The sequence below is a fragment of the Sporosarcina cascadiensis genome (assembly GCF_009650995.1).
Taxonomy (GTDB): domain Bacteria; phylum Bacillota; class Bacilli; order Bacillales_A; family Planococcaceae; genus Sporosarcina; species Sporosarcina cascadiensis.
On sequence record NZ_WHVV01000006.1, the window covers coordinates 151,824 to 164,590 of the forward strand.

Here is a 12,767-nt window from a genome sequence, read left to right on the forward strand (position 1 = left end):
ATTGACCTATTTATCTACTGGAGAATTAGCGAAACGTCTGGACGTTTCTGTCCGAACATTGCGTTACTATGATCAGATTGGTTTGGTTCAACCAACCGAAAGAGGTAATGGCGGGAAGCGTTTATATTCAGAAGATGATATTTTCATGTTAGAGAAGATCTTGCTGTTGAAAGACTTGTCCTTGTCTCTGGAAGACAGCAAAAAAGTCATCCAGGAACAATCGATGGCGACGATCTTGTCCGCACATAGAGCCTCTTTAACTGAAAAAGTGGAAACGTTAAATGAATCCATTCGGCATACTACCTCGCTCATCCATGTGCTCGAGCTGGAAGGGAAAATAAACTGGCAAGATGTATTAAAGTTGGTGGTAGATTACAAAGAGGAAAAGAACTGGGCATTTTATTTTACAGATGAAGAGCAGCAACTATTAGAAACTAAGCTTCCTTCTTTGGAAAATCAAGATACCTCAACAAAAAAGTGGATGAATCTGATCAAACGAATCGAGCTATGTATGGAAAAAGGAGCTTCCCCGGAATCCGAAGAAGCGCAAATTATTGTGGATGATCTAAATATTCTTTCCGAAGAGACATTTCATGGGGATCAAGAGCTTATGGAAAAGTTTTGGGAAGTAAGAAAATCCGAAAGGGCTTCTGCTGACCTTCGACTGTATCCGATTCGTGAAGAAATTATTTCATTCATTGAGCAAGCATTGGCAGTCCAGCAAGTTTGATTAAGCAAAAGCTGTCAGAAACAGTGCGATTGCATTAAAGGTACCGTGAATGATCATGCCCGGAACAACGGAACCAGTTTTTTCATAAGTCCAAGAAAAGACGAGGCCTGAAACGAATGTAGCAGGCAGTACATTATAATTGGGGATATGGACCAACATAAAGATCAAAGAGCTTGCTGCCATCCCAAGTGCAATACCGTACCGACCTCTAAACCAGCGATACAGGAAGCCGCGATAAAAGATTTCCTCGTAAACGGGTGAAATGATGCAAGCCGAAACGAATGCTATAAGGAATGCAAGCGGCGAAAGATGGGTTTGAACGCTCTCCGTTTTACTGTTTTCCACGCCGATGCCGAAAAATGACATTAAGATAACCAATAGGACACTGGCAATAAGTAAAAGAATGGTCCACCCAACAATCGGTCCCCAATAGGAACGTGAAAAACGATTTAATCCGACTTCTGTCCATCCGAGTCGCTTTGGACGCAATGCCAGTACATAAAGCCCTGTCATGAAAATAATAGACATTATGAAACCGATCAATGTACCAGAGTATAAATCGTTTTGAAATAGATCGGTTAGATAGTTCATTAAAAGGTATTCAATAAAGATCGGAACGAGCACTAACACAAGAAATAAAAGTTGAAGCAATTCTTTTTTGCCCCAAGGTGATGTTTTTAACATTGTGTTTCCTCCTCATACGGTGTTAATTTTAGTGTATGAGGTGACGTTGCGTAACCTGCAAGAAGAATTTTCAAAAAATAAAAAAGATGCCTTCCATAATAGAAAGCATCTTCCGTTCAATCATGTCATGTCGAACTTGTAGAAGTATTCTCATAGGCGACGAGGGCCACGTTTAATTCCTTCTCCAACCGATTTAGGGCGTGAAGTTCCTCTTCGCTTAGTTTTGCAATTGGTGATTCCATCTGTGCCATCTAACCATCTTCCTTTCCTGATTTGAATATAAGATGGCTGAATGAGGGTTGATTATACACATGAAGAAAAAATATAGGAGGTGGCATTATGTACGATCCGACCATTTTTGAAAATCTAAAAGTCGCGTTTGAAAATCATATCTATGACTTAGATAATCTGGAGCGTTTGATCTATATTCATAACCATTCTGATCAGCTGGATCTCGCTGTCATGTCTCGAAAGTTTACTATTCGATTTTCATTAAAAGGCTGCCATGCCGTTACTTGTGAGCTGGCCTTGCATGCATCTACGCAAGAACTGGTAAATGAAATCCTCGAAGTCGGCGATACAGAACCTGGCTGTCTTCTAACATTGCGTGTGCGTCATCAAGTCAGGGACGTGGAGACAGAATGCAGGGAGATTGAACAGATTCTTGGTAAGGTATGGGAAGATGATATATTTTTCTTGCAGACATTGAGTTTTCATTTTGATCAAAAGAAAAGAGTTTATTTGAACACAATCGATATTGATTTCAAACCTAAATTAACAGAGGAGCATATGGGTGAGATCAACGAGTTTCTTAAGAATGTTCTCGAAATGATTCGGCTCATAGGCGACAACTGCAAGTAATGATTTTTCAAAACAAGAAGAACCGGCAGAGTATGGTTATTTGTTGATTTTACAATAAATCTCCCTATGCCGGCCTTAATAAACCGACTCGATATAAGTTGAATCCTGAAAGTATTTTACTCTTCAGAAGAAAGCAGGACTGCTTGTTCCAATGCCCATATATAATCTGTTCCATCTATGCTCGGTCCGCTTGGATCCCCAAACTGTGTCACACAGCCGCATTGCATGCACACCGCAGAGTAATTCAAGTAATAAACTTTAATCCCCGGATCTTCGACATTGACGTACGTGCTGTACGGTATAAAAACATTATGCATACAAAACTTGCAGATAAGAGGCCGGCCTAATATAGTGATCTTGCTTTTTTTGCAGCTTAAGTCTTCTACCATTACGGTCCCACCTCGATATATTCAATGTTCGCTCTGTCACTGTTCACTTGTTGCTGCACGAGCTGTGTCGTACTGCAGTGTTCACAGGTCAGCGATTGCAGTGTCAACGGATCAGGAATATCTTCTGAAATGCTGTCCAGTTCTAAGTACACTTCACGGTGCCGAAAAGTTACACCGCCGCATAGCGTGCAGCACAGTTGTTTACCGATAATGTTAACTTCATATAATCCACGTCTTCTGACCAAATTAAAACACCTCACTTATTTGATGAAACGATTCCCGGTATTTGAATAGATCACCGCAAAAATCACAAGCAGAATGAATGAAACCAATCCAACGATAAATAAAATTGGCTGATTCAGTAATTCACTAACCGCAAATAATCCGATACAGAAACTCAAACCATACATAATTTTTGACATGAATCTGCATAAAGCCATTTCATCAATTTTCGCTTTCTTCTCAGCAGACATGGTGTTGTAGCCTGACAATAGAAAGGCACCTTTACCCTGTGAGAGATAGTAAGCGAAAACTACAAAAGGGATGAATACGATAAGGTTCACAATAGCTCCAGTCATTGAATACCACTCATTTCTCGCTGATACCATCATATAAAAAGCCGGCTCTATAGGATAGAGCCGACTACATTGTATCAAATTATCAGGCAGTTTGTTCCTGATTCTGCTTTTTTCTATTTGTAGACATCGAAAGGGAAATAGCCGCACAGATGAACGCAATAATAACGATACTTCCGCCTACCGCCGGCATGATCGTCACACTTCCTGTCTGGCTGAATGCCAATCCGCCAACCCCTGAACCGATGGCAATTCCGACTTGCAGGGCAGAGTTGTTGAAGCTTTGGTGAATATCAGAAGATACCGGATCACTTTGAATAATATAATCCTGCTGTGCTGGTGCAAGCGCCCAGCTGAGTCCGCCCCAGATCATCATGAAGACAATAAAGAGCGGAATTGAAAATGTCGAGTAGGGAAGCGCGAACAAACTGACGGCGAACGCTCCTAAGATAATTAGGATACTTTTCTTAGAACCAAGGCGGGTAGCAAGCCCTCCGCCGAACGCGCCGCCTGCAACAGCTGCTATTCCAAACAAGAAGTAAAATATACTGATCCAGTAAGGACTCAAGTTCATCGTTGTTTCAAGGAACGGCGTGAAGTAGGCATAGACCGTATAGTGTCCGGCGAGCATGAACATTGTCGCTAAGTGTGCGAAAAATATCTTTTTATTCGCCAGGGCTTTTATTTGCTCAGAAAGCGGCTGTACTTCACCGGTTGGTATCGTTTCAAGAAACTTCGCAATCAAAAAGATGGAGCCCACTGTCATTACCGATATTAATAAGAATACTGTCCGCCAGCCAAAAGCATTGGTAATGACAATACCGATTGGCACACCGAGCACCAATGAAGAACTGATACCCATATAAATATAGCCTAGCGCCTTCGCACGTACTCTTGGTTCCACGATACGCGCAGTAATCGTAAGTGATAGCACAATGACCAGTGCGGCACTCGCAGCAGTTAATATCCGTGCAGCCATCATCAGACTGAAAGTAGGACTGAAATACGTCAGTACGTTCCCAATGAAAAACACGCAAAGCGTAAGTAAATAAAGTTTCTTACGTTCAAATTTCGCTGTCAGCGATAAAAGAACAGGTCCTGCCACCGCATATACCAGCGCAAAAACCGTAATCAATTGCCCCGCTGTCGCAATTGAAACCTGTAAATCGTCGGCAATAACCGGCAAAATTCCGCCGACTACCAGTTCCACCAATCCGACGGTAATGGCAGAAACCGCTAATAATAATACTCTGAAATCCAAAATAATTCCTCCTGCTAACATCACTTATGACTATTTTTGAAAATAAAAAAACCCCGACTACAAAAAATTGTAGTCAGGATTTAACGGTTCCTGGTAGAAACCCTCGAACCATATTATCGAGGTTATACATGTTGATTTCATAATCAAATTTTCTATTCTTCAATCTATCATGGATTTTGTTCTTTGGCAAGGTTGAGATACTGTTTTCAAACTAGGAAGTACATAAAAATGAATCACTAAATTTGGTAAAGAAAAAGGTTCGATTGTATAATATAGAATAAGAAGTAATCCGAACGAGACCATAATGGTTGGAGGAAAGCTAGTACATGAAAATACAAAACCCTCATGATAAGTTCTTTAAAGAATCTTTAGGCTGTGGCGGTTGCAAAGGATTTCCTCATCCATTATTTGCCATAAGCTGTTGGGAAGGCAATTGACATACAAACATTGGAGCCGCAAAAAGACAGTTTTATTACGCAAGAACTGAATGAAAGCTTCTCTGATTTGCTGTTCAAAGTGGATGTGTCAGGCAGCGAAGGATATCTGTATTTTTTATTTGAACATAAAAGCTATCCGGACAAAGGAATCGCTTTTCAACTATTAAAATACATGGTTGAGATTTGGGAGGCGAAAGTAAACAAAGAAGCGGCGAAGGAATTGCCCATCATTATTCCTCTTGTTTGGTATCACGGGAAGTCGAATTGGCGTATACCCTCTAGTTTAGGAGAAATGATAGGCGGGTATGAAATGCTTTCGGAAGAACTAAAAACCTATATACCGAATTTCAATTATATCCTTTACGATATATCGAATTACACAGATGAGGAAATAAAAGGAATCGCCCAAACCCGAATCATATTGACACTTTTTCGTGATATTTATAAAGAAAACTCAAAGGAATTACAGCAATCCATCCTTCGTTCTATTAATTACTTGCATGAACTGGATGATAAACAAGCGGGGATAGAATACTTGGAAACAATGATGCGGTATATATCCGGTGTAGATACAGTTCTGTCAGAGGAAGATATAAATCAACTTATTGAACAGCTGGAAACAACGTATCCAGAAGGGAGTGACATCGCCATGACGTTAGCTGATATGTGGAGAGAAGAAGGATTTCAAAAGGGTATAGAAAAGGGTATAGAAAAAGGCATAGAGAAAGGCAAAGCTGAAGCTTTATCAGCAGTTGCAATTTTGCAATTAACCGAACGATTTGGCGCGATTCCGCAAGATATAGAAGCCGGTATTTTACATGCAAATGCAGCCGCTTTGACACTTTTGATTGTAAATGCAAGCAAATTCAAAGAGCTTGGTGAGGTGCGTAAATACATTCAGTAACAATTGTACGAAGTATTTGTGTGAGAAAGATATCTCGATATTATAAATCACTATCAGTTGTAAATTCCACTTTAATCAAGTATACTTTTCCCGATAATCAGCACTGCTTATTACAGGGATAAAGGATGGATATACATGACATTTGAAGAGGTATTGCCGCGTTTGAAAGCCGGCGAGAAAGTGATCCGCAGCGGCTGGGGCGGAGCGGAATTATATGTGAAGTTAGTAGGGGAAAGTACGTATGATGGCAAAAAGCTAAATCCGTATTTCCTGATTAATGTGACGGGCGAAGGCTATACTATGTTTACGCCTACCGTTTGTGATTTGTTGGCGGAAGACTGGGTTCTTGTTGAATAAGATGAATGAATCTGGGCTCATGAGCGATCATGAGCTTTTTTATTGCAGGAGGGTATTATGAAATTTGAGGAATATGCTGGGAAGACCGTTGTGGTGACAGGTGCTGCATCGGGTATTGCGCAGGCGCAGGCTCTGGCGTTTTTGAAGAATGGAGCAAATGTGTTTGCGCTAGACGTCAACGAAGAAGGACTGCTGAAGATGAAGCAGACATATGCTGAAAGATTTGCGTATTCAATTGGCAGCGTGCGTTCGAAAGAAGATGTGGAGCGAGCAGTTGCAGAGTCACTTGCGGCATTTGGTCAGATTGACATTTTATTAAATACGGCCGGTGTTTTGGATGGTTTTGCCAAAACTCTTGATACGGATGAAGCGCTTTGGGACCGAATCATGGATACGAATGTAAAAGGCACCTATTTGATGACAAATGCGATTTTGCCTCATATGATTGCTCGCAAATCGGGTGTCATTGTCAATATGGCATCCATTGCAGGGCTTGTGGCGGGCGGCGGCGGAGCGGCGTATACAGCTTCAAAGCATGCGATTGTCGGTTATACGAAGCAAGTAGACATGGATTACTGCCGAGAAGGAATTCGAGCCAATGCCATTGCACCGGGAGCGATTCAAACGCCGATGAATCAAGCAGATTTTGAAGGGGACGGAGAAATGGCGAAGTGGGTGGCAGATGAGACACCGGCCGGACGCTGGGCGCAGCCGAGCGAAGTCGCGAACTTAACATTATATATAGCCAGCCAAGCCGCTGATTATATTCATGGTGCGGTCATCCCAATCGACGGAGGATGGATTGCGAAATAAACTTGTTTAATTGAGTGATTTTCTGCTATACTACGCAAGCAAGCAAATATTGTTTGCACTGCGGCACTTTTGATTGAGCGATAGGCTCATTCTTCCTTTGGCCGTAGTTATTACTGGAATAGCGCAAAGGCTATTTCACAAAGGAGAAAATAAAATGAGTATGTCTTATGTCAAAGATTCACCGAAGAGTGCAGTGAGTGAGCTGACAAAAGTAGCGCTTGTGGCGGCTTTATATTTTACGGTCACTGTGGTATTTTCCGTCATTAGTTTCGGACCGGTACAGCTTCGGCTATCGGAAATGTTCAACTATCTGGCACTGTTTAATAAGCGCTATGTGATTGCAGTTACACTTGGCGTTGTGCTCGCAAACTTCATGTCACCGACTTGGGTTCTCGATGTTCCGGTCGGCTCTGCAGCTACATTAATTGCGTTACTGATCTGTCGTCAGCTGACGAAGAAAATTACGAACAATATTGTGAAAATGGTCATTACCGCTGTTATTTTCGCATTATCCATGTGTACGATTGCAGCTCAATTCACGATCTTACTGGGCTTTCCATTTTGGGCAACATGGCTGTCTATGGGGATTGGCGAACTGCTGTCGATGACAGTTGGTGGAATGATTATCTACGCGTTACATAAAAAAATAGATTTCTCCAAATAAAGGAGAGCACATTCGCTGGTTGCGAGTGTGCTTTTTTTGATTTGTAAATTGGAGATTGAGTAAGTGCATTTCAAAGGAAAGGGCAGATTTGACGAAAATGGCAAAACAGAATGTACCCAAATAAAAGCCCCGCAAAAAAATCGGCTCTTCACCAAAACATGTGCTTGACAGCATATTTCTGAGCAGTTTGAGATTTGAGTGTGATTGCGCAGTATAGGATGGTAAGTGGGAGGGTACCGTTTCCCTGCGTTCAAGGCGGACGCGTGTCCTGTGGGCCCTCGGTGAGCCAAGCGAACAGCGAAGAGTTTGCTTTGCCGTATTTTTGCGCTCTTTGCAAAAATTAAGCAATACAGAGTTTCTTCTACCCGCTATTTTCGCTTCGCTCCCTTTAGTTGTCTCATCCTATCGGGCTGATCCTACCGGAGTGGTTTTGCCGCGGGCTCACACGAAGTGAGTCATGCAACCGTGGCCAAGCGAACAGCGAAGGGTTCGCTTTGCCGTATTTCTGTGGTCTTTACAGAAATTAAGGCACTTGCGGCGAACTTAGGCTGCCTTCCACTCCGGTACACTGGGTGGTGTTTCAGGACTTATTATGTGAGTAAGCAGTATGAGCATAATATCTGAGATTATTGTGATAGGTGAAGTGTTTCAGGTAATACTTATTATTCTGCTAAGGCAAAGATTCTTGTGATCAATGCGTTTGCAAAGTCGAGAAACGAAAACACACCAACTTAACTCGCTACTCCGCAAAAAAGCAGCATGACATACATTCTCCAACACTAGCGAAGGCGCAACTGCGTAAGGCAATCCCCTAGCGCCGAAGCGGATTAAACTGCAACATGATTTTCGCAATACATACATGACAAGTTGTCAAGAACCGATTTTGGTGAAGACCCAAAAAATCAGATGAAAATAACTCTTCGAACAGTCTCTCTCTATTATTCGCCCTCAAAGTCAAATACCTTTTATGTTTAAAAGTCAAACGATCTGTATTGTATAGTATAGTTTTTCACGATAATTTCACAATCCATTTCTACTTAAATTTGGATTTTGTTCTAGTATTTTTATTAGTTGTAAATAAAAATAGTTAATTTAAGAACCTTTTGTGACAACGATTGTAATGTGTTGCTCTTTAAATTACAAAGGAATAATATAGATTTTACAAAAGTATTCATTTACTTTAAATGTAAAAAATCTAAAAATAATAATTATTTAAAAATAGTTATTGGTGGATGAATACTTTATTTACAGTAGAAAGAGGGGAGCCCCCAGTGAAGAAGAAATGGTTGCTGTTTTCGAGTTTTCTCATATTGGTTTTATCCGGTTGCGATAATCCATTACTAATATTTGACCCAAAGGGACCGCAGGCAAAAACAATTTCGGATACGATTCTTTTCTCCATCTTGATGATGGCAGGAATCTTATTCGTCGTTTATGTTCTCTTTACTTTCATGTTAGTAAAATATCGAGCTTCCAAGATGGATGAGAGCTACGAGCCACCACATGAAGAAGGAAGTAAGTGGCTTGAAATTACATGGATTGCTATCCCGGTCATCATCGTAGTGATCTTGTCTGTCGTAACAGTGCGCTCCACAACGGATGTGGAAAGTACTCCGAAAGCTTATGCAAATGAAACACCGCTCATCATCTATGCTTCTTCCTCCAACTGGAAATGGCACTTTAGCTATCCGGAAGAAGGGATTGAGACCGTAAACTATGTCAATATTCCAGAGGATCGTCCTATTGAGTTCCGACTCTATTCATATGGACCGATATCAAGTTTTTGGATACCGCAGCTGGCGGGTCAAAAATATGCTATGAGTGATATGGTGACCAAGATTCACCTAGCAGCAGATACACCGGGATCTTATATGGGGAAAAACTCCAACTTCAGCGGCAAGGACTTCGCCCATATGGAATTCGAAGCACAAGTGCTAACTGAAAAAGATTTTGATGAGTGGGTCAAAGATGTAAAAGAGACTGCTCCTGCGCTAACGGAACAAGAGTTTAATCACTTGCTGGAGCCTGGGGTATTGGGCCGTAAAACGTACAAATCTACACATTTAGAATTCAGTCCAGCTCCTGAAGGCGAACATGCCGGTCATCAGCATGGAGGAGATATGGAAATGGAAATGGAAATGGATATGACACATGAATCCGAATCAGATATACAAGGTGAACATCATCACAACTAATTTCAACCCAACACTCGAAAGGAGTCAACATCTATGAAATGGGATGAATTTTTTGTCACCGGTGAGCCGATGATTTACGCGGCGATGGTCAGTATTGTACTCGTATCCATCGCGATTCCAGCAGGTCTTACCTACTTTAAAAAATGGGGCTACTTGTGGCGTGAATGGCTGACTACAGTGGACCATAAAAAAATTGGTGTCATGTATATCATTGCTGCGCTGCTGATGCTGTTCCGCGGCGGCGTCGATGCATTATTAATGAGAGCACAGACAGCTGTCCCGAATAACGGTTTACTCGACGGACAGCATTATAATGAAATCTTTACCACTCACGGAATCATTATGATTCTATTCATGGCGATGCCGTTCATTATCGGTTTGATGAACGTCGTGATTCCGCTTCAGATCGGCGCACGGGATGTAGCATTTCCACGCTTGAATGCAGTAAGTTTCTGGCTGTTCTTCTTTGGCGCCATGCTATTGAATATTTCATTCGTCATTGGGGGATCACCTGACGCGGGATGGTCTGCATATTTCCCGTTAGCCAGTTTGGAATTCAGTCCGACGGTCGGGAATAACTACTATTCACTGGCGTTGCAAATTGCGGGAATCGGTACGCTGATGACGGGGATCAACTTCCTCGTGACGATATTAAAAATGCGTGCACCTGGAATGAAGTTAATGAAAATGCCGATGTTCACGTGGTCTATTTTGATCACCAGCGTCATTATAGTGTTCGCGTTCCCTGTATTGACCGTGGCACTTGCGCTTATGATGCTTGACCGTCAATTCGGCACACAGTTCTTTACGATGCAAAACGGCGGTATGGACATGCTGTGGGCGAACTTGTTCTGGGTCTGGGGCCATCCGGAAGTATATATCGTCATTTTACCGGCTTTCGGTATTTACAGTGAGATCATTGCGACATTTGCCAGGAAAAATTTATATGGCTATAAATCAATGGTCTATAGTATGGTGGCTATTTCCTTGCTGTCCTTCCTTGTCTGGGCCCACCATTTCTATACGATGGGACATGGCGTCATGGTCAACAGTGTTTTCTCTATTACGACGATGGCCATTGCCATTCCGACAGGTGTTAAAATATTCAACTGGCTCTTTACGCTGAGGCGCGGGAAAATCAGCTTTACCACGCCCATGCTGTACGCACTGGCGTTCATTCCGATATTTACCATCGGCGGTGTCACAGGTGTCATGCTCGCGATGGCAAGCGCCGACTATCAATATCATAATACGATGTTCTTGGTCGCCCACTTCCATTATGTACTGATTCCAGGTACGGTTTTCGGGGTCATTGCAGGGTTCCATTACTGGTTCCCGAAAGTATTTGGATTTAAATTGAATGAAAGACTGGGTAAATGGTCGTTCTGGTTCATCGCCATTTCATTTAACGTGACGTTTTTCCCGCTGTTCATTCTTGGATTGAACGGTATGACTCGCAGAATGTACACCTATTCGGAAAGTACAGGTTATGGACCTTTGAACATGCTGTCAATGGTAGGTGCCGTCGGATTAACGATCGGTTTCATCCTGCTTGTCTATAATATTTATTGGAGTACGCGTCATGAACCGCGCGAAGTGACTGGCGATCCTTGGGACGGACGTTCTTTAGAATGGAGTACGCACAGTCCCGTTCCTGAATATAATTTTGCGAAAGTACCTGAAGTGGATCAATTGGATGCTTTTTGGTTCGCGAAAAAAGAGGGCAGATCGTTGACGCAGGAAGGCGGCTATGAACCGATCCATATGCCGAATAATAATGGGCAGCCGTTCATCATGGGTTTTCTGTTCTTCTTCTTTGGATTCTTCATGGTCTTCAGCTGGTGGATTCCAGCGATTGTCGCGGGTCTATTGATTCTTGGAACGATGGCGTACCGCACATTTGAACAAGATCATGGTCACTATATTTCAGTTGAAGAAATTGAACGGACAGAAAACGCATTAAGAGGTGAAAAAGAATGAAAGTAGATCACTCTTTGCCATTAGAATACAGTACGGAGGAAAACAAGCTGAAAGTACTCGGCTTCTGGATTTTCCTTGGCGCAGAAATCGTGTTGTTCTCCACTTTGTTTGCCGTTTATTTCACACTTCAGCATAATGTGGGAAATGGACCGGGCGGCAGTCAGTTATTCGAACTCACACCTGTAATGATCGAGACGATCGTATTGCTGTCGAGCAGTTTTACGATTGGACTTGGAATTCATGCCATGCGGCTTGGCAATAAAAAAGCGATGATGGCGTTCTTTGGTATTACATTGCTGTTTGGACTTGGGTTCTTAGGCGTGGAAATTACGGAATTCGTCACCTATGTACACGAAGGAGCAACCATGCAAACGAGCGCCTTCCTATCCGCATTGTTCACATTGCTCGGAACCCACGGAGCGCACGTGACATTCGGTCTGCTATGGGGAAGTGCGATTTTACTGCAAGTGAAAAAACGCGGGCTTACACCGGAAACAGCAAATAAATCATTCATCTTCTCATTATATTGGCATTTCTTAGACGTTGTCTGGATTTTCATTTTCAGCTTTGTCTATCTGAAAGGGATGATGTAAAATGAAACAATTATTTCCCGTTCCGCATGTGATCGGCTTTGTTTCTTCCTTACTCCTTTCACTCATCGCGCTCGTCGTCATCAAGTTTCATTTGTCATTTGGCATGGGCATGACAATTTTAGGAATCACTGCCTTGATTCAGGCGTGCCTGCAGTTATTTCTGTTTATGCATGTTGGCGAGAATGAAAACAAGTCTGCTCTGCTGACGAATATCGGCTATGCATTATTTGTAGGACTGGTTACGATTTTTGGGACATTGTTTACAATGTTGTGGGGCTATCATATGATTTAAATGCAGGACATCATGCACAATGCATGGTGTCT

General features: G+C 42.2%; 15 protein-coding genes and 1 riboswitch. Of the genes, 10 read left to right on the plus strand and 5 right to left on the minus strand.

The window, feature by feature from the left end; translation table 11 throughout:
- Position 1 precedes the first annotated feature (1 nt).
- On the plus strand, positions 2-730 hold the full coding sequence (locus tag GDZ68_RS08670) for a MerR family transcriptional regulator (protein WP_153721882.1): 729 nt from the start codon (positions 2-4) through the stop codon (positions 728-730).
- On the opposite strand, the gene GDZ68_RS08675 is transcribed toward GDZ68_RS08670, so the two are convergent.
- Complete coding sequence (locus GDZ68_RS08675) at positions 731-1,414, minus strand: CPBP family intramembrane glutamic endopeptidase (protein WP_153721883.1); 684 nt, start codon at positions 1,412-1,414, stop codon at positions 731-733. It lies immediately after the preceding gene.
- 339 nt (positions 1,415-1,753) lie between these two features.
- On the opposite strand from GDZ68_RS08675, the gene GDZ68_RS08680 reads away from it, so the two are divergent.
- On the plus strand, positions 1,754-2,275 hold the full coding sequence (locus GDZ68_RS08680; protein ID WP_153721884.1) for a hypothetical protein: 522 nt from the start codon (positions 1,754-1,756) through the stop codon (positions 2,273-2,275).
- Between the two features lie 116 nt (positions 2,276-2,391).
- Here the strand turns inward: GDZ68_RS08680 and GDZ68_RS08685 are convergent, their stop codons facing one another.
- The 4 genes from GDZ68_RS08685 to GDZ68_RS08700 form a co-directional block, all read right to left on the minus strand.
- Positions 2,392-2,592 carry a hypothetical protein gene (locus GDZ68_RS08685; RefSeq protein WP_153721885.1) on the minus strand — a complete coding sequence of 67 codons (201 nt, stop codon included), beginning with the start codon at positions 2,590-2,592 and terminating at the stop codon, positions 2,392-2,394.
- 71 nt (positions 2,593-2,663) lie between these two features.
- Positions 2,664-2,909 carry a hypothetical protein gene (locus GDZ68_RS08690; RefSeq protein ID WP_153721886.1) on the minus strand — a complete coding sequence of 82 codons (246 nt, stop codon included), beginning with the start codon at positions 2,907-2,909 and terminating at the stop codon, positions 2,664-2,666.
- 15 nt (positions 2,910-2,924) lie between these two features.
- On the minus strand, positions 2,925-3,242 hold the full coding sequence (locus GDZ68_RS08695) for a DUF3784 domain-containing protein (protein WP_153721887.1): 318 nt from the start codon (positions 3,240-3,242) through the stop codon (positions 2,925-2,927).
- A gap of 82 nt (positions 3,243-3,324) precedes the next feature.
- Positions 3,325-4,500: an MFS transporter gene (locus GDZ68_RS08700; protein WP_153721888.1), complete on the minus strand. Its 1,176-nt coding sequence runs from the start codon at positions 4,498-4,500 to the stop codon at positions 3,325-3,327.
- 50 nt (positions 4,501-4,550) lie between these two features.
- A riboswitch (purine riboswitch) is annotated at positions 4,551-4,650 on the minus strand.
- 297 nt (positions 4,651-4,947) lie between these two features.
- Between GDZ68_RS08700 and GDZ68_RS08705 the strand changes: the two genes are divergently transcribed.
- The 8 genes from GDZ68_RS08705 to qoxD all read left to right on the plus strand — a co-directional run bounded on the left by GDZ68_RS08705 (position 4,948) and on the right by qoxD (position 12,735).
- Positions 4,948-5,841 carry an Rpn family recombination-promoting nuclease/putative transposase gene (locus tag GDZ68_RS08705; RefSeq protein WP_255425141.1) on the plus strand — a complete coding sequence of 298 codons (894 nt, stop codon included), beginning with the start codon at positions 4,948-4,950 and terminating at the stop codon, positions 5,839-5,841.
- Positions 5,842-5,976: 135 nt separating this feature from the next.
- On the plus strand, positions 5,977-6,198 hold the full coding sequence (locus GDZ68_RS08710; RefSeq protein WP_153721889.1) for a DUF2829 domain-containing protein: 222 nt from the start codon (positions 5,977-5,979) through the stop codon (positions 6,196-6,198).
- 57 nt (positions 6,199-6,255) lie between these two features.
- Positions 6,256-7,011, plus strand: coding sequence for a 3-oxoacyl-ACP reductase (locus GDZ68_RS08715; RefSeq protein WP_153721890.1), 756 nt, complete (start codon positions 6,256-6,258; stop codon positions 7,009-7,011).
- A gap of 154 nt (positions 7,012-7,165) precedes the next feature.
- Positions 7,166-7,675, plus strand: coding sequence for a QueT transporter family protein (locus GDZ68_RS08720; protein ID WP_153721891.1), 510 nt, complete (start codon positions 7,166-7,168; stop codon positions 7,673-7,675).
- Between the two features lie 1,271 nt (positions 7,676-8,946).
- Positions 8,947-9,870 carry a cytochrome aa3 quinol oxidase subunit II gene (gene qoxA, locus GDZ68_RS08725; protein ID WP_153721892.1) on the plus strand — a complete coding sequence of 308 codons (924 nt, stop codon included), beginning with the start codon at positions 8,947-8,949 and terminating at the stop codon, positions 9,868-9,870.
- A 33-nt stretch (positions 9,871-9,903) separates the two neighbouring features.
- Positions 9,904-11,850 carry a cytochrome aa3 quinol oxidase subunit I gene (qoxB, locus tag GDZ68_RS08730; RefSeq protein ID WP_153721893.1) on the plus strand — a complete coding sequence of 649 codons (1,947 nt, stop codon included), beginning with the start codon at positions 9,904-9,906 and terminating at the stop codon, positions 11,848-11,850.
- The gene (gene qoxC, locus GDZ68_RS08735; RefSeq protein WP_153721894.1) at positions 11,847-12,443 is read left to right on the plus strand and encodes a cytochrome aa3 quinol oxidase subunit III; all 597 of its coding nucleotides are present in this window, start codon (positions 11,847-11,849) and stop codon (positions 12,441-12,443) included. The genes qoxB and qoxC overlap by 4 nt, the downstream gene beginning before the upstream one ends.
- A 1-nt stretch (position 12,444) precedes the next feature.
- Complete coding sequence (qoxD, locus tag GDZ68_RS08740; RefSeq protein ID WP_153721895.1) at positions 12,445-12,735, plus strand: cytochrome aa3 quinol oxidase subunit IV; 291 nt, start codon at positions 12,445-12,447, stop codon at positions 12,733-12,735.
- Positions 12,736-12,767 lie beyond the last annotated feature (32 nt).